The organism is Marinobacter sp., from assembly GCF_035268745.1.
In the GTDB taxonomy this organism is placed as follows: Bacteria; Pseudomonadota; Gammaproteobacteria; order Pseudomonadales; family Oleiphilaceae; genus Marinobacter.
The window spans coordinates 1-22,236 of the sequence record NZ_DATFKH010000025.1 but is presented as its reverse complement, the minus strand read 5'-3'; the positions used below and the strand labels follow the sequence as shown (position 1 = coordinate 22,236).

The 22,236-nt window shown below is 57.3% G+C and carries 21 protein-coding genes; 6 read left to right on the top strand and 15 right to left on the bottom strand.

Features of this window, described 5'->3' with window-relative positions; all coding sequences use genetic code 11:
* Positions 1-5: 5 nt before the first annotated feature.
* Positions 6-899 (bottom strand): cysteine synthase CysM, encoded by an 894-nt coding sequence (gene cysM, locus VJ956_RS01450; protein WP_324080833.1) that lies wholly within the window; start codon positions 897-899, stop codon positions 6-8.
* 216 nt (positions 900-1,115) lie between these two features.
* Here cysM and VJ956_RS01445 point away from each other — a divergent pair, with 216 nt between their 5' ends.
* Positions 1,116-4,001: an ATP-binding protein gene (locus VJ956_RS01445; RefSeq protein ID WP_324080831.1), complete on the top strand. Its 2,886-nt coding sequence runs from the start codon at positions 1,116-1,118 to the stop codon at positions 3,999-4,001.
* A gap of 25 nt (positions 4,002-4,026) precedes the next feature.
* Here the strand turns inward: VJ956_RS01445 and pdxJ are convergent, their stop codons facing one another.
* The 13 genes from pdxJ to rpoE all read right to left on the bottom strand — a co-directional run bounded on the left by pdxJ (position 4,027) and on the right by rpoE (position 17,251).
* Entirely contained in the window at positions 4,027-4,791 is a 765-nt protein-coding gene (pdxJ, locus tag VJ956_RS01440; RefSeq protein WP_324080829.1) for a pyridoxine 5'-phosphate synthase, read from the bottom strand.
* A complete protein-coding gene (gene recO / locus VJ956_RS01435) occupies positions 4,781-5,512 on the bottom strand; it encodes a DNA repair protein RecO (protein ID WP_324080827.1) in 732 nt (243 codons plus the stop codon). Before recO ends, pdxJ begins: the two co-directional genes overlap by 11 nt.
* A gap of 7 nt (positions 5,513-5,519) precedes the next feature.
* Entirely contained in the window at positions 5,520-6,437 is a 918-nt protein-coding gene (era, locus tag VJ956_RS01430) for a GTPase Era (RefSeq protein WP_324080825.1), read from the bottom strand.
* On the bottom strand, positions 6,437-7,126 hold the full coding sequence (rnc, locus tag VJ956_RS01425; RefSeq protein ID WP_324080822.1) for a ribonuclease III: 690 nt from the start codon (positions 7,124-7,126) through the stop codon (positions 6,437-6,439). Before rnc ends, era begins: the two co-directional genes overlap by 1 nt.
* Positions 7,123-7,512: a DUF4845 domain-containing protein gene (locus tag VJ956_RS01420; protein ID WP_324080820.1), complete on the bottom strand. Its 390-nt coding sequence runs from the start codon at positions 7,510-7,512 to the stop codon at positions 7,123-7,125. The genes rnc and VJ956_RS01420 overlap by 4 nt, the downstream gene beginning before the upstream one ends.
* Before the next feature lie 29 nt (positions 7,513-7,541).
* Positions 7,542-8,324: a signal peptidase I gene (gene lepB / locus VJ956_RS01415; protein WP_324080818.1), complete on the bottom strand. Its 783-nt coding sequence runs from the start codon at positions 8,322-8,324 to the stop codon at positions 7,542-7,544.
* Positions 8,325-8,335: 11 nt separating this feature from the next.
* Positions 8,336-10,138 (bottom strand): translation elongation factor 4, encoded by a 1,803-nt coding sequence (lepA, locus tag VJ956_RS01410; RefSeq protein WP_324080816.1) that lies wholly within the window; start codon positions 10,136-10,138, stop codon positions 8,336-8,338.
* A 103-nt stretch (positions 10,139-10,241) separates the two neighbouring features.
* The gene (locus VJ956_RS01405; protein WP_324080814.1) at positions 10,242-12,968 is read right to left on the bottom strand and encodes a bifunctional diguanylate cyclase/phosphodiesterase; all 2,727 of its coding nucleotides are present in this window, start codon (positions 12,966-12,968) and stop codon (positions 10,242-10,244) included.
* 129 nt (positions 12,969-13,097) lie between these two features.
* Positions 13,098-14,543, bottom strand: coding sequence for a DegQ family serine endoprotease (locus VJ956_RS01400; RefSeq protein WP_324080812.1), 1,446 nt, complete (start codon positions 14,541-14,543; stop codon positions 13,098-13,100).
* Between the two features lie 83 nt (positions 14,544-14,626).
* Entirely contained in the window at positions 14,627-15,067 is a 441-nt protein-coding gene (locus VJ956_RS01395; protein ID WP_324080810.1) for a SoxR reducing system RseC family protein, read from the bottom strand.
* The gene (locus VJ956_RS01390) at positions 15,067-16,104 is read right to left on the bottom strand and encodes a MucB/RseB C-terminal domain-containing protein (protein WP_324080809.1); all 1,038 of its coding nucleotides are present in this window, start codon (positions 16,102-16,104) and stop codon (positions 15,067-15,069) included. Before VJ956_RS01390 ends, VJ956_RS01395 begins: the two co-directional genes overlap by 1 nt.
* On the bottom strand, positions 16,104-16,619 hold the full coding sequence (locus tag VJ956_RS01385; RefSeq protein ID WP_324080808.1) for a sigma-E factor negative regulatory protein: 516 nt from the start codon (positions 16,617-16,619) through the stop codon (positions 16,104-16,106). Before VJ956_RS01385 ends, VJ956_RS01390 begins: the two co-directional genes overlap by 1 nt.
* A 14-nt stretch (positions 16,620-16,633) precedes the next feature.
* A complete protein-coding gene (rpoE, locus tag VJ956_RS01380; RefSeq protein WP_324080807.1) occupies positions 16,634-17,251 on the bottom strand; it encodes an RNA polymerase sigma factor RpoE in 618 nt (205 codons plus the stop codon).
* Positions 17,252-17,447: 196 nt separating this feature from the next.
* Between rpoE and nadB the strand changes: the two genes are divergently transcribed.
* From nadB to VJ956_RS01355, 5 genes are all read left to right on the top strand, one after another.
* The gene (gene nadB / locus VJ956_RS01375; protein ID WP_324080912.1) at positions 17,448-19,052 is read left to right on the top strand and encodes an L-aspartate oxidase; all 1,605 of its coding nucleotides are present in this window, start codon (positions 17,448-17,450) and stop codon (positions 19,050-19,052) included.
* Between the two features lie 45 nt (positions 19,053-19,097).
* On the top strand, positions 19,098-19,352 hold the full coding sequence (locus VJ956_RS01370) for a succinate dehydrogenase assembly factor 2 (RefSeq protein ID WP_324080806.1): 255 nt from the start codon (positions 19,098-19,100) through the stop codon (positions 19,350-19,352).
* Positions 19,318-19,788: a hypothetical protein gene (locus VJ956_RS01365; protein ID WP_324080805.1), complete on the top strand. Its 471-nt coding sequence runs from the start codon at positions 19,318-19,320 to the stop codon at positions 19,786-19,788. The genes VJ956_RS01370 and VJ956_RS01365 overlap by 35 nt, the downstream gene beginning before the upstream one ends.
* A gap of 41 nt (positions 19,789-19,829) precedes the next feature.
* On the top strand, positions 19,830-20,828 hold the full coding sequence (locus VJ956_RS01360; protein WP_324080804.1) for a folate-binding protein: 999 nt from the start codon (positions 19,830-19,832) through the stop codon (positions 20,826-20,828).
* 108 nt (positions 20,829-20,936) lie between these two features.
* Positions 20,937-21,770: an HDOD domain-containing protein gene (locus VJ956_RS01355; RefSeq protein WP_324080803.1), complete on the top strand. Its 834-nt coding sequence runs from the start codon at positions 20,937-20,939 to the stop codon at positions 21,768-21,770.
* Between the two features lie 155 nt (positions 21,771-21,925).
* Here the strand turns inward: VJ956_RS01355 and VJ956_RS01350 are convergent.
* Positions 21,926-22,236: uracil-DNA glycosylase family protein (locus VJ956_RS01350; RefSeq protein WP_324080801.1), on the bottom strand; the 311-nt coding region annotated here is incomplete at its 5' end.

Genomic DNA, 22,236 nt, shown 5'->3' with positions numbered 1-22,236 from the left:
GGATTTCAGGCGCCGGGAAAAACACCTGTGGAAAGGTAGCGATCGCCCCGGTCACAGATGATGGCAACGATCACCGCGTTTTCAACTTTTTCAGACAGTTTCAGCGCGGCAGCGACAGACCCCCCGGAGGAAACGCCGCAAAAGATACCCTCGCGGCTGGCCAGAGCCCGCATGGTAACCTCTGACTCTTCCTGGCCCACATCAAGAATTTCATCAACCCGGGAGGCATCAAAAATCTTCGGCAGGTAGGCTTCAGGCCAACGCCGGATCCCGGGGATGGAAGCGCCATCCCGGGGCTGCAAACCAATGATCTGAATATCCGGATTACGCTCTTTCAGGTACTGGGATACGCCCATGATCGTACCGGTGGTGCCCATGGAACTGACAAAGTGCGTGATCAGTCCGCCAGTCTGTTCCCAGATTTCCGGGCCGGTGGTGCGGTAATGGGCCAGCGGGTTGTCAGGGTTGGCAAACTGGTCCAGCACCCTACCCTTGCCTTCCGATTCCATCTGCCGGGCGCGGTCCCTGGCGGTTTCCATCCCTTCCTCTTTGGTTACAGAAATGATCTCGGCACCATAAGCGCGCATGGATGCCCGCCGCTCTTCACTGAGATTTTCGGGCATGATCAGCACCATGCGATAACCCTTGATGGCTGCGGCCATGGCCAGGGCAATACCGGTATTGCCACTGGTTGCCTCGATCAGGGTATCGCCCGGCTGGATTTCGCCACGGCGTTCGGCCTCCTGAATCATGCTGGTGGCGGGGCGATCCTTTACCGAGCCGGCCGGGTTGTTGCCTTCCAGCTTGGCAAGAATCAGATTGCTGGTGTCGCCGGGAAGCCTCTGGAGGCGGATCAGCGGTGTGTGTCCAACATAATCTTCGATGGTCGGAAACTGCATGCTGTTACCTTATCTTGTCATTCGCTGTCAGCAGTCCGGTAGCGGCGACCACTCCTCGCGCCGGCACCTCAAGCCTGTGATACAATTCAGCCCCGCATGATACGCGTATTGGCAGCGGCCGCCCAATACAGGTTCTCGATATTCCCATGCTCTCGGGCTATAACCACGAATATTAATCAACATTGTCGAGCCGACCGGACAAATCGGAAAAACACTATGCGACATTGGGGCATTCGCAAAAAAGTACTGGTGGTGACGCTTATCCCCACCTTGCTGACCGCTCTTCTGCTGGGGATGTTTTTCACCTTCAGCTGGGTGAATAATATCGAGAGCGTACTGAAAGATCGCGGCGAATCGCTCTCCCGCCAGCTGTCGGCAGGCTCGGAATACGGCCTTTTTACCGCCAATCGCAGCCTGCTCAGCAGCCTTTCCAATGCGCTACTGGAGGAGCAGGATGTTCGCTCCGTTACTTTTTTCGACAGTGAAGGCCGGCGCCTGCTGCACACCGGTCCCGGTAGTTCGGAGGATATCCGCGAGCAGGCGATCGCCAGTCAGCAGCCTGTTCAGATCACCCGCGATAACAGCACCGTTTTTATTAATCCGGTTCACCCACAGGACCTGATGATCGAAAGTGTGATGGACCCGGAGTCGCGCCAGGGCCTGAACCGCAGTGAGCAGCCGATAGGCTGGGCAACGGTTGAGATGTCCCATGTGCGCACGGAGAAAGAGACCTACAAAGCCCTGCTTATTTCCCTGCTGCTGATACTTTGCGGTGTGCTGCTGAGCCTGGCCATTGCCCTGCACCTGAGCCGCGTCTTTACCGATCCGGTGTTCCAGCTCAACGAAGCCGTGGCCAGGCTAAAGGAAGGCAAACTGGATACCCGGGTTCATACCCGCGCGGGGCCCGAGTTCGAGCAGCTCGAGTCCGGCCTTAACGCCATGGCGGGCGAACTGAGCACAGCCCAGGCCGAGATGCAGCAAAACATTGACCAGGCCACGGGAGATCTGCGGGAAACCCTTGAAACCATCGAAATCCAGAACATCGAACTGGACTTTGCCCGCAAGGGAGCCCTCGAGGCAAGTCGCATCAAATCCGAATTTCTGGCCAACATGTCCCATGAAATACGCACGCCGCTCAATGGCATTATCGGCTTCACCGATCTGCTGCTGAAAAGCCCGTTACCCCGTCAGCAACGGGATCATCTGAACACCATTCGCAAGTCCTCGGAAATTCTTCTGACCATCATCAACGACATTCTGGATTTCTCCAAGATCGAGGCCGGAAAGCTGATCCTTGACCGGATTCCGTTCCAGCTCCGGGATATCATCGAGGAAGTCATGGTAATGCTGGCACCAGCCGCCCACAGCAAGAACCTGGATCTGGTACCACTGGTCTATAACGACGTTCCCGACAACATGATGGGCGATCCGTTAAGGGTCAAACAGGTCATCACCAACCTGGTGAATAATGCCATCAAATTCACCCAGACCGGTGAAGTGGTTCTGAGGGCAAGTTTTGAGGAAGAGGACAAGGAGTCCAACCGGATTACCCTGCGCCTGAGTGTCGCCGATTCCGGCGTCGGACTTTCCCGTGCCCAGCAGCAGTCACTGTTTAATGCCTTCAGCCAGGCAGATGCATCCACCGCGCGGCAATACGGCGGCACCGGGCTGGGGCTGGCAATTTCCAAACGGCTGGTAGAGGAGATGGGGGGTACTATCGGCCTCGATAGTGAACTGGGCAAGGGCTCAACCTTCTGGTTTACCCTCAGCTCCGAACTGTCGTCCTCCGGGGACCCGGTGAGTCCAAGGGATGCCTTGCGCGGCGAGCGGGTTATCTATCTTGATCATCAGGAAACCACCGCCCTGGCGGTGGAGCATATGCTGCGGGAGTGGGGCATGACGGTCGACCGGGTCTCCTCGCCGGCGGCCCTGCAGGAGCAGGTTGAGGAAGCCCAGCGGCGGCAGTCCGGCTATGCCCTGGCCATCATTGGCATTACCCGCCACCTGCTGAATTCCAGTCAGTACTGCAGGCTGGCCCGCACCCTTGAGTTTGAGCGCGACTGCCGGACTCTGCTGCTGACGCCAACACTGGAAACCCACGACACCCCACTCTCCGGGCTGACCAGCGGGCATCTGACCAAACCGGTCTGCCGTGACTCATTCTACAACGAGCTGCTGTTACTGGTGCACGGAATTACCCAGGACCCGGAGCTGCTGCCGGCTTATATTCCGAAGCCGGAAGAGCCGTCGGAACCAGCATTGGCACAAGCGCCGAGAATCCTTGCGGTAGATGATAACGAAGCCAATCTGAAGCTGGTGATGACACTGCTTAACGATTATCAGCTGGATGCCGAGGGGGCAAGCAGTGGCTTTGAAGCCCTGACCAGAATCCGGCAACGTCGATTCGACCTGGTGTTCATGGACCTGCAGATGCCTGGTATGGATGGTGTGGAAACCACCCGGCGCCTCAGGGAAATGGACGATAACAGTCACCGCACACCGGTCATTGCACTGACGGCCCATGCTCCGGGGGACGAGCAGGAGCGGCTGACGCGCCGGGTTTTCGATGGCTATCTGGCAAAACCGATCAGCAATACCCTGTTGGTAAAGACGATACAGGATTATACCGGCTATGCCAGCCAGCCAGATGCCCCTGCCCCGCGCCAGTCGCAGGTAACCGAACTGAGCCATCAGCGTTCGGTGCGTCCTTCCAGCCGAAAGCAGCAGAACGACTGCGTCAGCGTAGCGGAAAGCATTCAGCTTGCAGCCGGCAAGGCGGATCTGGCGGAGGAACTGTTCAGCATGCTGGTGGCGCAACTGCACACGGACACACGACGAATTGATTCGCTGTGGTCAGCCAACCACCTGAAAGATTTGCTGGAGTGCGTTCATAAACTGCACGGCGCCACGCGATATTGCGGCGTCCCGGAGTTAAGGGCGGCAACCAGCCGGTTTGAGACCGCGCTTAAGCAGGAGGCGCAGGATATGGAATATCACAAGGACCGGCTTGTCGCCGCCATGGAGCGCATACTGATGTGGAGCGAGCAGACCGACTGGCCGCCGTTGTTCCGGAGCCAGGGCCGCAACGCGATCACAGAGTAGCAATCCACCGTCGCAATCCGGCCCGTCAGCGGCCTGCCCGATCAAGAATCCCGCGCATGTCACGCACAGCTTCTTTCAGCCCGACAAATAAGGCCCGGGCCACAATCGCGTGGCCAATATTCAATTCGTTGATTCCCGGCAACGACGCCACCCTTTCGGTGTTGTGATAATTCAGGCCATGGCCGGCATTCACCACCAGGCCCTGTTTATAAGCATAGCCAAGCGCTGTCGCGATTCTGCCAAAGGCCCGGGCTTCAGCCTCAGGAGTATCCGCCTCGGCATACTCGCCGGTATGCAGCTCAATCACTGGCGCTCCGCATCGCAGGGCTGCGTCTATCTGGGACAGGTCGGGGTCAATAAACAGGGACACCTCGGAGCCAATGCGGGACAACCTGTTGCAGGCCTCCGTCACCCGTGCTTCCTGGCTTGCCACATCCAGCCCACCTTCCGTTGTCAGCTCTTCACGCTTCTCCGGCACCAGGCATATGCATTCGGGCCGGACCTGCTCGGCAAACACAATCATCGCCTCGGTGACGGCCATTTCCAGATTCATCCTGGTGTTCAGTGTTTCTTTCAACAGCAACACATCCCGGTCCTGAATATGACGACGGTCTTCCCGGGGGTGGATGGTGATGCCATCAGCACCGGCCTCTTCCGCCAGTAACGCGGCCTGAACCGGATCCGGGTAGCGGGTTCCTCGCGCCTGGCGAAGCGTGGCAACGTGGTCAATATTGACGCCGAGCAGCACTCTGGTGGACCCTGCGCGAGAAGTCGTTGTGTTAGCAGTCATGTTTGCGTTCTCCTCGGTGACTGGAAAATAACCGGCGGCTGTTCAGTTCACGGCCCTGCAGCAGAAAGTCGACGAGAACACGGGTCACCCTTTTGGCAACACGACGACAATCCGGGGACTCGAGATCGCCGGCTGCCAGGGCCTGAAGTGTCGCCCCGGACAGTCCCTGTAAACGGGCGGTTGCCGAGCGACGGGCCAGGATACCCTGCTCAGGATCGTAATAATATTGCTGTCCGGTTTCTACCGCCTCGCCGGTATCGGTGGCCTGATCCCATGCAAAGCTGTAACCCAGTTCCCCGGCGAAAGTTTTTTCAAATCGCCGGAGCACCGGCTCGACATCGTCTGTGCCGGACAGTTCATGCAAAAGATCGATATAGGCCGCAAACAGCCTCGGATTCGGGTCGGCCAGGGGAAGGGTGCGCTGGAGCAGCTCATTTACATAAAGACCGCTGTAAAGCGCCAGTGTTCCGGTCAGCGAGGGCCCGGGGCGGACATCGGTCTGGGTCAGGGTCTTGAGGTCGCTGGCCCCGGCCCAGTCCAGTACCAGCGGCTGGAAAGGCTGCAGTTGGGCCTTGAGCGGACTTCTGGCCGAGTTGGCCCCACGGGCGATCATCGTAATGCGGCCGGCATTCAGCGCAAACACATCCACCATCAGGCTGGTTTCGCGCCAGGCCCTCCGATGCAGAACATAGGCGGGTTCCTGCTGTACCTGCCCTCTCATACCGGTTTCAGAATTCGTTCATGCCGAGGCTTTTCAGGGCCCGGTCACTGTCGGCCCAGCCGCGTTTCACTTTGACCCACAGGCGCAGCATGACCTTGCCGTCAAACAGCCGTTCCATATCAACCCGGGCCTCCTGACCAATGCGGCGCAAGCGCTCGCCTTTATCGCCGATGATGATTTTCTTCTGACCCTCGCGCTCAACCAGAATCAGTGCCGAAATGTGGAGGGTTTTGCCATCCTGTCTGAATTCTTCAATTTCTACCGCGACGGAGTAAGGCAACTCGGCGCCAAGCTGGCGGGTGATTTTCTCCCGAACCATTTCCGAGGCCATGAAACGCTCGCTGCGGTCCGTAATCTGATCGTCAGGATAAAAATGCACACTTTGCGGCAGAAAACCCGCCACCGACTTTTCCAGTGGTTCCAGGTTCATCTCTTTCAGCGCCGAAAGCGGGATAATTTCCGCAAAATCACGCTTTTTTGCCAGCATTTCGAGGTGCGGTAACAGTGCTTCCCGACGCTCGATCCGGTCCACCTTGTTGACGGCGAGAATCACCGGGCAGGTCAGGCTGCCAAGCTTTTCCAGCACCAGGTCATCGGCTGTGGTCCAGGTCATCTGGTCCACCACGAAAACCACCACATCCACGCCCTTGAGTGCCGAGGTGGCGGCCTTGTTCATGTAGCGGTTCAGGGCACGGGGCTCTTCCTCATGCATACCGGGCGTATCGACATAGATCGCCTGGGACAGGCCCTGGGTCTTGATGCCGAGCACCTGATGCCGGGTCGTCTGTGGCTTGCGCGAGGTAATACTGAGCTTCTGTCCCAGAATATGATTCAGCAGCGTGGACTTGCCCACATTGGGGCGGCCCACAATGGCAACAAAACCACAACGGCTGTCCGGATTTTCAGGACGGGTAATATCATTCATCAATCGTTCTCCACACCCAGCTGTTTGAGAGCGTTGCGGGCGGCCTCCTGTTCTGCAACACGGCGACTGCTGCCGACACCCGAGGTTTTCCGGTCCAGTGACGACAAAACGCAGCAAACCTGAAAGGTCTGTGAGTGGGCTTCACCGTCAACGGAGATGACCTCATAACGGGGCAAGGGATATTGCCGCGACTGGAGATACTCCTGCAGGCGGGTTTTCGGGTCTTTCTGGGTATCCTGAAGGTCCAGCTTTTTCAGACGCAGATCAAACCACCGCAGCACCTGCTCGCGGCAGGTATAAAAATCACTGTCCAGATAAATGGCACCAATCACCGACTCGACCGCATCGGCCAGAATTGATTGCCGCCGGAATCCGCCACTTTTCAGTTCGCCGGAACCCAGACGGAGGTACTTGCCCAGTTCAAATTCACGCCCGATTTCCGCCAGGGTCACGCCTTTTACCATACGGGCACGCAGTCGGCTGAGCTGACCTTCACGGGCTTTGTCGAAATGAAGATAAAGATATTCGGCGATCACCATGTTGACAATGGAGTCGCCCAGAAACTCCAGGCGCTCATTATTCTGGTTGCCATTGCTGCGGTGGGTCAGAGCCAGCACCAGCCGCTCTGGCGACTTGAACCGGTAACCCAGCCGACGCTGAAGTTCGTCAAGATCGGGTTGGGAACTCACTGGCCGGTCATCTCGTACTCATGCCGGAAATGAATCACCGTATCGACGTTGGCAAACAGGTCGTTCCGGACTTCGTAATCCACCGTGATCATGGCAACTCCGTCGATTTTCTCGACTGTGATGTTTTCCGGTTTCATGCTGCGCACATTGTTGACGCTAAGGCGCCTGTTGATCAGCGTAAGGATCTGCGCCGGCCCCATGCGGGAAAGCCCTTCGGTGTCACGGATGCTTTCCACCGCCGCGCTGATCGTTTTATCGTCCAGGTAAGCCGGAACCAGCCTGAGCCCGAGCGTCAGCAGGCCACCAAAGAACAGGATCATGATCAGAATGACCAGTGCCGAGGCGCCTGACTGCCTGTGCATGTTAGCAAGACCGGTTCGCTTCATGTTCGGTATACCCCTGCAATTCAAAGTCATTAGTCGATGCCGCCGACACGGTCAAAGGATGGCAGACTGGTCAGCGATTGCCAGTGCATCCAGATCGCAAATGCCTTGCCAACCACCATCTCATCAGGGACCGTCCCCCAGTACCGGCTGTCGTTGCTGTTGTCACGATTATCGCCCATCACAAAATATTCACCCTCACCCACTGTCCACTCGCCTTCGCCACCGTTGCCGGTTCGGCCCATGGTATGGAAAATCAGGTGCTCCGTTTCACCAAGCTGTTCGCGGAGCATTTCCACCGGCGGCAGGCGGGCAACGAAGTCCGTCTCAACCATTTCGCCGTTGACAAAAAGCTGATGATCCTGATAGCGAACACGGTCACCGGGGATGCCCACGACCCGCTTGATGTAGTTGGTAACGCCATCTTCAGGGTAGCGGAACACCATCACATCACCGCGCTGGGGATCATCCACCGACAGGAATTTTGTGCCGGCCACTGGCAGACGCAGCCCGTAGGCGAACTTGTTGACCAGAATGAAGTCGCCCACTTCCAGCGTTGGCAGCATGGACCCCGAGGGGATCTGAAAAGGCTCTACCAGAAACGATCTCAGCACCAGCACAATGGCCAGTACCGGGAAAAACGAACGGCTGAGTTCAACCAGGTAGGGTTCTTTCGCATCCTCCGGCTCTTCAGTGGAAACGCCCTGCGGCTCTGGCGCCCGGCGCCGCTTGCGCAGAACCAGAATGTCCAGCAGCCAGATCAGACCGGTTATAAAAGTGAGAATAACCAGAACCAGAGGAAAATTGATATCCATTCAGATGCCCTTTATTTATCCACTTTCAGTACGGCAAGGAAAGCTTCCTGCGGCACCTCAACATTGCCCAGCTGTTTCATGCGCTTTTTGCCTTCCTTCTGCTTCTGCAGAAGTTTTTTCTTACGGCTCACATCACCGCCATAGCACTTGGCGGTGACATTTTTGCGCAGCGCCTTCACCGTCACCCGGGACACCACCTGATTGCCAATGGCCGCCTGAATGGCGATATCAAACATCTGCCGGGGAATCAGCTCTTTCATCCGGTCGATCAGGGCCCGGCCACGGTAATTTGCCTGATCCCTGTGAACAATAAGTGCGAGCGCGTCCACCCGCTCGGCATTGATCAGAACATCCAGGCGCACCAGGTTCGCAGCCTGGAAGCGAACGAAATGATAATCCAGTGACGCGAAGCCGCGACTGGCTGATTTGATCCGGTCAAAGAAATCCAGCACCACTTCCGCCATGGGAATCTCATAGGTTACCTGCACCTGGGTTGACAGAAAATGCATGTTCTTCTGAATGCCCCGCTTTTCTTCGCAGAGCGCGATCACGTTGCCAAGATGCTCCTGCGGCACCAGGATATTGGCTTCCACAATCGGTTCCCGCATTTCCTCGATCGAGCCGATATCCGGCAGGCTTGAGGGATTGGCGACGGTGAGAGTCTGGCCGGTTTTGGTAACCACCTCATAGATAACCGTCGGCGCGGTTGTGATCAGATCGATATCATACTCGCGTTCCAGACGTTCCTGGATAATCTCCATATGGAGCATGCCCAGAAAACCGCAACGGAAACCGAAGCCAAGGGCATCCGAGCTTTCCGGCTCGAAAAACAGTGAGGCGTCATTCAGCGTCAGTTTTTCCAGGGCATCACGGAAATCGTTGTAGTCATCGGAACTGACCGGAAACAGACCGGCGTAGACCTGCGGCTTTACCTTCTTGAAACCCGGTAGCCGGGGAATGTCCTCCCAGTTTTTCTGCTGCACGATGGTATCGCCGACCGGAGCACCGTGAATATCCTTGATACCGGCGATAACAAAACCCACTTCACCCGCATGAAGGCCACCGGTCTCTGTCGGCTTGGGGGTAAAAATACCGACTTTGTCTGCATTCCAGGCTTTCTGTGTCGACTTGATAACGATCTTGTCGCCTTTGCTCAGGGTCCCCTGGGTAACCCGTACCAGCGAGACAACACCCAGATAATTGTCGAACCAGGAGTCAATAATCAGGGCCTGGAGGGGAGCATCCACGTCGCCGGTCGGTGGCGGAATTCGCCGGATCAGATCCTCAAGTACGTCGTCCACACCGGTGCCGCTTTTGGCACTGCAGCGCACGGCTTCGGTGGCTTCAATACCGATGATGTCTTCGATTTCCTGGGCAACCCGGTCCGGCTCGGCCTGTGGCAAATCCATCTTGTTAAGCACGGGAACCACTTCCAGCCCCTGCTCTATGGCGGTGTAGCAATTGGCAACGGACTGTGCCTCAACGCCCTGCCCGGCATCCACTACCAGCAGTGCGCCTTCGCAGGCATAGAGTGATCGCGACACTTCGTAGGAAAAATCGACGTGACCGGGAGTGTCAATGAAGTTGAGCTTGTATTCGATACCGTCACGGGCGGTGTAATTCAGGGTGACGCTCTGGGCCTTGATGGTAATGCCGCGCTCGCGTTCCAGATCCATCGAGTCCAGGACCTGTTCATTCATCTCCCGGTCCGTGAGGCCGCCGCAGAGCTGGATGAAGCGGTCAGCCAGGGTGGATTTACCATGGTCAATGTGGGCGATAATCGAAAAGTTACGAATTCGGCTCAGTTCAGTCACAGACAATGAATACTCGTATCAAGACAAAGGATGGAGGCCGGAGTACGCTGCGGGATTCCGGCGAAGGCGTGATTTTAACGGTTACCCGCCGCTATTGCCATGATCAGGAAATCAGCGGACTCTCGTACTGACGGATAAGGAAGCCAATCAACGCGTCCTCATTCAGCGGATAGCTGAACAGGTTACCCTGGCACTGCGCACAACCGGCACTCTGGAGGAACTCGAGTTGCTGCGGTGTTTCCACGCCTTCAGCCACCACCGTAAGGTGTAATTTGTGCGCCAGGGCAATCACTGCCGAGGCAACATCCGTGGCACTGACATTGTAGGGAATGTCGCGAATAAACCGATGGTCAATCTTGATGACATCCAGCGGAAGCTGCTGCAATGACACCAGTGAACAGGCACCCGTGCCGAAGTCATCAAGAATCAGGCACAGCCCCATATCATGCAGTGAAACCAGCAGGTCATGGACCTGCCTTGCGTCCTCATTCAGCAATTCTGCGGCCATCTCCAGCTCAAGCTGCTCCGGGGAGACTCCGGTTTCGGTGATCACCCGGCGCACCATGTCCAGAAAACCCGGATCCATCAACTGCCGCACTGACAGATTCACGGCCATTTTCAGTGATTCGAACCCGGCCCTTTCCAGCGCCTGAATCTGGATACAGGCCTGGCGCAGGGCGATTTCCCCCAGCCGGATTATCAGTCCGGTTTCTTCCGCCAGGAGAATGAACTGCTGGGCGTTCACCAGACCCTTCTCCGGGTGATGCCAGCGCAGCAAAGCCTCCACGCCGATCACCCTCTGGGTTTTCAGCTCAACCTTGGGCTGGTAATGCAGTACAAAGCGGTCCTGATCCAGAGCGATGGACAGTTCTTCCTGCTGCAGAAGGCGGCGGGCCGCCTGGGCATTCATCGCCGGAGTGAAAAACTGATAGTCATTGCGGCCCCGTTCCTTGGCCCGATACATCGCCAGATCGGCGTATTTCATCAGGGTGCCGGGGTCTTCGCTGTCGTGGGGAATCATGGTGATACCGATGCTCACCGTCACCCCAACTTCATGGTCGCTGAGACGAACCCGCTGGCAAAGGCGGCGAAGAATGGCCCCGGCCACTTGACCGGCGGCATCCGGAGAGCTGATCCGGGACAGCAGCACCACGAATTCGTCGCCCCCGAGCCGGGCCACGGAATCGTCATCGCGTACACACTGCTGCAACCACTGGGCAACCTGCTTCAGCAGCTCATCGCCCGCATCATGGCCGAGGGTATCGTTGATGCGCTTGAACCCGTCCAGATCCAGAAACATCAGCGCGGCCGATTCCTGATTGCGCCTGCTGCGGTGCACGACGTGATTAAGACGGTCACGGAAAAGCTGGCGATTGGCAAGCCCGGTCAGCGGATCGTAAAATGCAAGCCGGTGAAGCTCGGTCTCCGCTGCCTTGAGCTGGGTCAGGTCCCGTAGGCTCAGCACCACACCCCGAACACCAGGTACCTTGAGCATGGAGGTAAATGTACCGTCCATGAAGTGCCAGTTGCCCCCGCCGTCGCGGATCCGGACTTTCATGGCAGTGATCTGCTGGCCGGGGGTACGCCGGGCTTTTTCGAAACCGGCTTTCAGCTTCGGCCAGTCATCCTCATGGACTTGTGCTTGCAACTCCAGATCATCAATATGGTCCGGATCAAATCCCAGAATTTCACGAATGGAGGGGCTGGCATACCGGGGCTCACCGGTTTTGCCCAGCACCAGAGTAACACTGGCAGCGCCCTCGGTGATGGCGCGGTAACGCCCGGCACTGCTCTGGGCCATGATCCGGCCGCGGGTCAGAGTCAGAGCAAACCCGAACAGCAACAGGCTGATAACCACGCCTGAACCCAGCACGATGCCTGGCCGGGGGTCCGCAGCCAGATAGTCAAAAGCCGGGGTGGAACGGGTCTGCAGCAGCCAGTCCCTGCCACCGTGGGAAATGCTCTGGCTCATTTCAAAACTGAAGTCATCCTCGAGTGAGCCCAGGTTCGAGCCGTACATCAGAGTTTCTCTGGAAACCGTTCCGTTATCATAGATCTTGACGTCAAGAAACGGCGATATCAGACCCACAATTCCATCCAGCAGGGTGTTCATCCGGAACGCGCTGAATACATAGCCGGACAGTAACAGCCGCCGCTCGATTACCGTTTCCGGCGCCGCACCGCCCTCATACAGGGGATAATACATCAGAAAGCTGGCCTGATCCTCGGCTACTTCCTCCTGAACCAGTACCACCTTGCCGGTCATCTTTGGTCTGGCATCGTCGCGGGCCATTGCCATCGCATCCCGGTGCACCGGGTCACTGAAGGCGTCATAGCCAAGGGCCTTCTGGTTACGACTGGTACTGGGCTCAAGGTAGAACACCGGGTAATAATCCGGCCCGCTACCCAACGGGGTCACCAGATAGTTGAGAATGCCATCGCGACGGGTGGAGGCAATATGTTCCGCCATCTCCCGTACCCCGACCCGCTTGACATAACCGATCCCCTGAATACCCGGGTAATAACGGTTGATATCAACATTATCAATGTACTCCCCCCATTCATCCCGGCTGACTTGCCCGGCAACAGCAAACAGGCCGGCGCTGCCCGCCAGCACCTGTTCGTAATTGAGAAGCCGCTGGTCGATGGCCGTTTTGAGTTGCAGTGACTGGGTTTTGAACTGGGCCTGGGTGCGGTCGTCAACCAGGCGTATTGAAACCTGCCAGAGCATGGCGGTAACGGTGAGAGCTGCAATCAGCAGTATCCAGGCAACCCACGAATGCTGTGGCCTGAGCAGAGTCCCCAGAGGCAATTCCTTGTTATTCGCCATGAATGCCGAGTCCGTTCCCTGAACACCAAATGAATAGGCATCAAATACAGTAGAAGCCCCCGTGCACGTCCATTACTCGACCTACGCGGGGGCTGTTTGAGTCAAGCAACATCTCGCTGGATGCCCGCCTCAGGGCTTCATTACAAAATAACTTGCCCTTCCCTGCCGGACAACCCGCACCGAGACAGCATTATTGTCAGGCAGGGATTTTACCACTTTGCGAAAATCCTTAACCGAGCCTACCGGTTGCCGATTCAATTCGGTAATCACGTCATTCACCCGGATGCCGGCATCACGAGCGGGGCCCGGTGTCACTTCAGTAACCAGAACACCACCGGAAGCAAGGTCCCAGGAGTCGGCAATCTCAGCCGGCACAGGCTCGATACCCAGTCCCAGAGGCGACGATGAAGGGTCGTCGCCGCCGCCGGCGGGCTCACCAGCCTGTCCGATCTGGCCATTCTGCGGCAGGCGCCCGATTTCCACATCAACATCAATCTCCTTGCCGCCGCGCAGAACCTTCAGTTCTGCCGTTTCGCCAACCGGAGTCCGGCCCACCATGGGAGGAAGGTCGGAGGAAAGAGCCACCTCTTCGCCGTCGTAAGAAAGCACGATATCTCCTGCCTCGAGGCCCGCCTTCTGTGCCGGCGAACCGGCCATGACCTCGGCCACGAGCGCGCCACGGGGACGCTCAAGACCGAAAGACTCGGCAAGATCCCGGTTCACTTCCTGAATCAGCACGCCCAGCCAGCCGCGAGATACCGAGCCGTCATCTCTGAGCTGACGGAATACGTTCATGGCATCATCAATGGGGATCGCAAATGAAACCCCCATGAATCCGCCCGAGCGGGTATAGATCTGTGAGTTGATGCCGATTACCTCACCATCAAGATTGAACAGTGGTCCACCAGAGTTACCCGGGTTGATCGCGACGTCTGTCTGGATAAAGGGCACATAGTTTTCTGATGGCAGGGACCGGCCAAGAGCACTGACAATTCCCGCGGTAACGGTGTAATCAAAGCCGAAGGGCGAACCGATAGCCAGCACCCACTCACCGACTTTCAGGTCCCTGGACCGGCCAATTTCCACCACCGGAAGGTCATCGCCATCCTCAATTTTGAGCACCGCCATATCGGAGCGGGGATCAGTGCCGACCAGTCGCGCGGGCAGTTCCCGGCGATCATTCAGACGAACGATGATTTCGTCGGCGCCCTCAACCACATGGTTGTTGGTCAGCACGTAGCCGTCAGCAGACACTATAAAACCCGATCCCATGGACTGACGCGGGGCCTGCCTTCCCGGTGATCCGCCACCAAAGGGCGAATGGGGGCCACGGAAAAACTCCTGAAAGAATTCGGGAAGCTGATCGAACTGCCGCTGGCTGAAGGGACTGCCGTGAGCTCCTCCTTCCGCCGCTTTGCGCTCCGCGGAAGTGCTGATATTGACCACCGCTGCTGAATTATCTTCCACCAACTCGGTGAAATCCGGCAAATTTCTGGCGGATACTGTTTGCGCAGACACCGTTACCAGAAATGCCAGCAGCAGAATTGACTGGCGGATAGGGTTGATTCTCTGCATTCTGGACTCCCGTTTTACAAAAGGTCGATGCCTTATTGTGCGGGCACCACAGGTATTTTCAACGTTCTTAACAAAGCTTCATCTTATGATGGTGTGCCGGGCAGTATATCGACAAGTGCCGGTTGATATCCGCCCGTCGACCGCGACTGGACGATACCGGCAAGACCGAAGCCAGCCACCAGGCCAGCTACGGCACCGGCAATGGCGCCGGCGTCCTGGTGGGGAAGCCAATGCTGGCCGGTCACCGCCCCCAGTATCATCAGTACCAGAGGCAGGCCATAAACCAGCAGGGATGCCGAAATCAGCGCGGACTCGGCAATGGCAACCGTAACCTGGTCACCGACCCGGGCGTTCAGATGATTAATTACCAGTATCTGATTGGCACGGCCACTGGAGGCTCGGGCAAGCACTCTCTGGCCACAACCGCTGCGGGCAGAACAGGACTCGCAAGCACTGGTCCGGATGGTCTGAACCCAGGCTTTATCGTCCTTCAGAGCTATAACCCTGCCGCTCTCACGAATCATTAAAGGTTAGCCCCAAGCACTGAAGAGTCATGAATATCGAGGGATTCAGCCACTTTCAGTGCCGTCTCCAGAGGAATTTCACCGACGACGGTCACCAGAAAATCTTTGGCGTTATTTTTCAACCGTTGCATATATACCGTTGTCGCCCCGATTCTGGATGTACCCACTGGCATTTCAATACCTGCGGCCGGTTCAACAAAAACGGAAAAAGACGCCAGGCCATCGGAAAAAGCAAACGCTTCCCCGCTCCCGGCGTCCGGGGCTGCGGCCGGATGGAAGCCGTCCGGTATCCAGCCAAGCGTCCAGCCTTCTGTTTTTTGCTGCTGGCTACCGTTACTGCTGCCCGTTTCACTTATCGCCGGTATCAGCGGGCTTTCCAGAGGCAGGAGACGGGAAACCTCGCGACCCTCGGTACGAATCTCGAATTCACCGTCGGGAAGACTGTCGCTGATAACCAGGCTGGTAAAATGAAAATATTCAAGGACCTCTCCTGACCCGGAAAGAACCCTGCCTTTCAGCGGCAGACCGGTCGAGCGCTCAAGCCAGAGCTCGTGGCTGTACCTGAGGGAATCCCTGGCTCGCAACACCAGATGCTCAACGTCGTGCCCGGCAATCCGGTCGCGACCGGTAATTTCCGGATGGTACCAGCGGCCAAAAGGCGTCAGCTGATTGATTAACGCTTCGGAGAATGGCCCCGAAGGTATAGCGCTACTCAGTTCCAGTCGACCATGTTCAGGAACCACGCAGACAACCTTTCTACCCTTGCGGACAATCTCCCCGAGCTCGCCATCCTGCATCACCAGCCGCTCTTCAACCACGCCATTGTGAAAGCGGTGAGCAACCTGCATGGAGCTGACCTGATCCCCCCGGACATACACGAACACCCCTTTGTAGGATGTTTTGGTCAATGCCGGCCCCAGTTTCTGCAACCAGTAAGCCGGATCTTTCTGCTCCTCAGCAGCCACACCGGTTGCCGCAGATGCCGTAACAACAGCCAGGGCCAGCACAAGCCGGCCCAGGGCGCGCAACATGACCATCAGTAACCTGCCCCTGACACACTGGCCGCCCGCGCATACCCCATGGAAGCATGGCCTACGCCAACGCTGTTATGCTGGGCATGCTTGAACAGATAACGGCTTAACTGCTCCCGTTGCTGGTCATCCATACCCTGAATGGCCAGTTCGGGGATGCCCGCAGAGGCCGGCTGCTGTGTTTGCGCCGGACTGTAATCCCAGCCCGTACCTGCGCCGAACCCGACCACCAGAGCGAGTGTCACCATGGCCACCGCCGACCACTGCCATTTTTTTGCCGGCGTTCGCAGTGCCAAGGCAGGGCGATCATGGCCCTCAAGCACACTCCTCACACCGTCACTCACGTCAATCGAATCCACCCCAGGATGCCTGTGCTGAATCAGGTCCCGCATCTGTTGCCAGCGCTGAAACTGGACTCGCACCTCATCCTGCTCCTTCCGGGACAGCAACCGGCGAACTGACAGTTCGTCCGCCTCATCATCCATCATTGCTGACAGGGTTTCTTTCAAACGATCATCCATAAGATGCAACCTCTTCAAGCCCGCGCTTCGTCCAATAAAGGTCCCAGATGCTTGTCAACCGACTCCCGCGCCCGGAAAATCCTTGATCTCACCGTGCCGATCGGACATTCCAGAATTCCCGCAATATCGTCATAACTCAGTCCATCGTACTCCCGCAACAGAAAAGCCGACCTGAGTTCTTCCGGCAGGGCCGCGATCGCTGCTTCCAGCGCATGCTCCAGCTGGTCGCGATGCAGCAGGCGGTCTGGTGAGGCGTCATCCCGCAGTCGGAATCCATCCTCAAAATTTTCAGCATCGGCGACATCAGTGCCACTCTGGGGGCGCCTGGCACGGGACTCCAGAAAATTCTTGGCAGTATTGACAGCAATGCGATACAGCCAGGTATAAAAAGCACTGTCACCCCGGAAACGCTCAATCGCCCGAAACGCTTTGACGAAAGTTTCCTGGGTCAGGTCCATTACCTCCTGGTGATCATAGATATACCGTCCTATGATGGATGCAACACGTGACTGGTATTTGATAACCAGAAGGTCAAATGCTGGCCGGTCACCATGGCGCACTTTCCTGACCAGTTGCAGGTCCGTCTGACCCTCGTTAGGATCATCTTTGTATCTTTCAGAATCCGCTGTCATGGACGTTACGCCCGACCTCCGGTAGGGTCCGGCGCGAAGGCCGGAATCACTGCTACAAAGAGAAATCATGCGCTTGTCCAATTCACGGAACCGACTCGTACCCTGCAGATTAAGGGCAACCCGTTCCGCCAAATAGACAGCAAGCGCAAAGTTTAGTTCAATACACAACCACATTATGACCCGCGATAACAACCCGATGCCACAATCCTACGAATTCGATGTTCTGATCATTGGCAGCGGTGCCGCCGGGCTTACGGTCGCGCTGAATCTGCCGACCCACCTTCAGGTTGCTGTGATCAGCAAGGGCCAGATCAGCAGCGGCGCGACGCTCTGGGCCCAGGGTGGGATTGCAGCGGTAATGGACGACCAGGACTCCCTCGAGAACCATGTTGCCGATACCCTCAAGTCCGGCGGCGGGCTCTGCAACGAAGAAGCGGTCAGATTCACCGTTGAGCATGGCAAGGAAAGTATCGACTGGCTGATAGACAGCGGTGTTGATTTCAGCCGTGATGACCAGGCCCAGTATCATCTGACCCGCGAAGGCGGTCACAGTCACCGGCGCATCATTCATGCAGCGGATGCCACCGGTCACGCGGTGTCAACAACGCTGGCCGCGCAGGCTATGGCCCGGGCCAATATCCACCTGATGTCAAACCGTGTTGCGGTCGACCTGATCACCAACCGCAAGCTCGCCCTGCCGGGGAATGGTTGTGTTGGTGCCTATATCCTCAACCTTGAAGACAACCATGTTGAGCTTTTCCGCGCCCGCTTCACCATCATTGCCACCGGCGGCGCCAGCAAGGCCTACCGCTATACCACCAATCCTGACGGCGCATCCGGCGACGGTATTGCCATGGCCTGGCGGGCCGGATGCAGAGTCGGCAACATGGAGTTCAACCAGTTCCATCCTACCTGCCTGTACCACCCCCACGCCAAATCGTTTCTGATCACTGAGGCCGTGAGGGGCGAGGGCGGCGTGCTGAGGTTGCCAGACGGCGAACGGTTTATGGACAGGTTTGATGACCGCGCAGAACTGGCACCCAGGGACATTGTTGCCCGTGCCATCGACCATGAAATGAAGCGACTGGGTGCCGATCACCTGTATCTCGATATCAGCCATCAGCCCCTGGACTTTATCAGGCATCATTTCCCGACCGTTTATGAAAAGTGCCTTTCCTTCGGCATTGATATATCCCGGGAGCCAATCCCCGTGGTCCCTGCTGCCCACTATACCTGTGGTGGAATTGTCAGCAATGAACGCTCACGAACCGACATCAATCAGCTTTATGTGGTTGGCGAAGCCGCTTTTACCGGCCTTCATGGTGCTAACCGTATGGCCAGTAATTCGCTGCTGGAATGCCTTGTCTACGGACGTGCCGCTGCGGCCGATATCGCGCGAAGGGAATCCGATATCCCGGCCCCACCGGAGGCGCCCGCCTGGGACGAGAGCAAGGTGCGGGACTCCGATGAGGACGTGGTTATTTCCCACAACTGGGATGAGCTCAGACACTTCATGTGGGACTATGTCGGTATCGTGCGCACGACAAAACGCCTCCAGCGGGCAAAACACCGGATTGATCTGCTGGAACGGGAAATCGGCGAGTTTTACAGCAACTACCGGGTATCCAATGACCTGCTTGAACTTCGCAACCTGGTCACCGTGTCCGACCTGATCATCTGTTCGGCGCTTCAGCGGCGGGAAAGCCGTGGGCTGCATTACACTCTGGACTTCCCCGGACTGCTCAATGAAGCAAAAAATACCGTATTGACTCCAGCAACCTATCGAAGACCAGCGCCCTGAGGGGCAAATCGTCACCGAACACCCATCGCTTTCACGAGAGGCCCAATGTCTGACAATGTCGAATTCAACCGCCTGTGGTGGCACAGCCGCAGGGGCATGCTTGAACTGGACGTGCTGCTAATCCCCTTTTTGGAGCAGGCCTACCGGGACCTCCCTGCTGAGGATCAGGCCCGCTACCACAAGCTGATCACCTGCGAAGACAACGATATGTTCGAGTGGTTCATGCAGCGAAGCAGGCCCGAAGACCCGGACCTCCAGCGCATCGTTGATATCATCATCAGCCGTGTCCGGGCGGATTGATGTTCCGGTTAGCCCCAGCACCTGGGTAGGCTGCCTTACCGCCCTCCCCTGGCTTGTGCTGAGCATATTCAACCTGATCCTGGCTCAGGCTTACAGCCCCTTTTTTCTGATTCTGGTGCCGGCCGGCCTGGCCGGAGCAATCTACCAGTGGAAGCTGAACGGCAGCCTGAGCCTGGACCGGTCGATCATCAGACTGACTGTTGCCGACGACGAATTACAGGTACAGCAAGGTGACGGCCAGCATTATTCTGTAACCCCCGACTCTGCCAGCCGGCTTTATCCGCGGCTGGTTGTGTTGAAACTGAAACCAGCCGCCACCACAAACTGGCCGCACACAGTGTTACTCTGGGCCAGAGAACAGGGGCCCGGCAACGTGCCTGGTGACCTGCATCGTCGGCTCAGAGCCTGGCTTCGCCTGGCCTCCGGGAACAGCTGAGGAGCCTCTAACCCCAACAAAACCACAATCGGGAGAACGCAATGTCCGACACGGAACTACCGACTGCCACCTGGCCACTGCCGGGCGCGGCGCGGATTGCCCTGACCGATCAGGTTATTGTGCGTGTTGCCGGCGCGGGCACGGACAAATTTCTGCAGGGCCAGTTCAGCCAGGAAATAGCAGATGCAACCGAAAAATTCTCTCCCAGGGCGGCCGCATGTTCGCCCAAAGGACGTGCCTACTGCCTGACCCGGATGGTCCGGGAGAGCGATGATGTTCTGATGGCTCTACCCGAGTCACTGGCCGCTGAAACCATTGCCCATCTGCGCAAATATCTGATGCTTTTCCGTGGCACCTCAATGGAGATAGATACCGACGCCGCAGTCATCGGATTGCTCGGGGAGTCGGCCGCCGGGGCAATGACCGGAGACCCGGCTGCACGGCTTCCCTCGCCGGGCGACAGTCTTGCCATTGCCCGTGGTCACCTGATTCGAACCATGGACACCAGTGAAGGGCTTGCCCGCTTCGAATTCTGGCAGACCGGGGAGCTTTGCCCTGACACCGCGAAAGCACTCGGTGCAATTCAACAGGAGACACTGGCGACCTGGCAGGCATCGGAAATTGCGGCAGGCGTGCCATCACTCGGACCGGAAACCCGTGAAAGTTATGTTCCCCAGATGCTGAACTGGCAAGCTCTCGGAGGCGTGCATTTCAAAAAGGGCTGTTACACCGGGCAGGAGGTGATTGCCCGTATGCACTTTCTCGGGCAACTCAAGAAAAGTCTGTTCAGATTTTCCTGCCCCGCCGAAGCCGGGCCACTGGCACCGGGCATGGTTCTGACAAGAGCAGGACGCAGTGTCGGCGACATCGTGAATTCGGTGAGGTTATCGGACGACACTTACCAGTGCCTGGCGGTGGTGCGTCACGACGCTGCCGATTCACAGCTTGTCACTGAAAATGCACCGGAAATGCCTTTAACCCGACTTGCATTACCCTACAAGGTGGCGGAGCGGGAACAGAAAGCGGGCACTGATACATAAGATCACAGGAAGAGTCCTGAAAATTTGCTATAACAGGCTGTACAATCCTGGGCCACTGCCTCTTCCGGGCGGTCTAACCTCTACCAAATGTGCGGACCATGACTGACCATGTCGAATATTGTTGAAACCATAAAAGCTGATCTGACCACGGCGATCGAAAACGACAAGCTGGTTTTGCCGACCCTGCCCGAGGCCGCGTTGCGGGTACGTGAGATCGCTGAAAACGAGGACTCGGCAATTCTGGACCTGATCAAGGTAATCAGCACCGACACCGCGCTGTCGGCGCGGATTATCAGAGTCTGCAACAGCCCGCTGTTCCGCGGCGCCCGGGCTATTGAAAACCTGAACAATGCGGTCAGCCGGCTTGGTATGGCCTATACCAGCAATCTGGCGATGGGTCTGGCCATGGAGCAGATGTTTCAGGCGACTTCCGACATGATCGACAAACGCCTGCGGTCTACCTGGCATACCAGTACCGAAGTTGCCGGCATATGCCATGTGCTGGCGCAGCATTACACCAGGCTGAAGCCGGATCAGGCCACGCTGGCGGGGCTGGTTCACCTGATCGGAGTGTTGCCGATTCTGCGCTATGTGGAAGACAATGATATCCAGATCAGCAGTATCATGCTGGATAACGTGGTCGATGAGCTTCACCCACGCCTGGGCACGGCCATTCTGAAGAAATGGGATTTTCCGGTTGAACTACAGAATGTGCCGCTGGAGTTTGGCAACTTTGAGCGCAAGGTAGCGGCTGCGGATTACGCGGATCTGGTGATGATTGCCAACCTGCAGCTGATTGCCGGCACTGAGCATCCCTGGAACGAAATTGACAGGAAATCGATTTCTGCGTTTGACCGGTTGGGGCTGGACCCCGAGATGGATTTGAACGAGGAAGAGGACCTGAACGCCCAGATGGAAGCGGCTATGGCTTTATTGAAGTAAGCCCTATTTAGAGACCGTACTGCATTGGTGTCCTTGGGGGCGCTCCAGCGAGTGGAACGGCCTCCCCAAAGCGTGCGGAGCCATGGATGGCGGAGCCCGAGCGTACAGGGAAGTATTTACAGCGTATTTGGGGAGGCCGTTCCACTCGCTGGAGTTCAGGCTTTCCCGTAGCGCTTCAACAAATCTTCTTTCGACGGCAGTGCCCAATTGATATTTGGTTTACCTTTTTTGTCCAGCCAATCGTTCGCTTTTGAGAAATGCTTGCACCCGAAAAACCCGCGATAGGCACTGAGTGGCGACGGGTGCGGGCTTTCCAGCACCAGGTGTTTGCTGCGGTCGATGTTTATGCCCTTCTTGCGGGCGTGGCTGCCCCAGAGCATGAACACCACGCCGTCGCGCTCCCGGTTGGCCAGCTCAATGACCTTATCGGTGAACGTTTCCCAGCCCTGCCCCTGATGGGCACCCG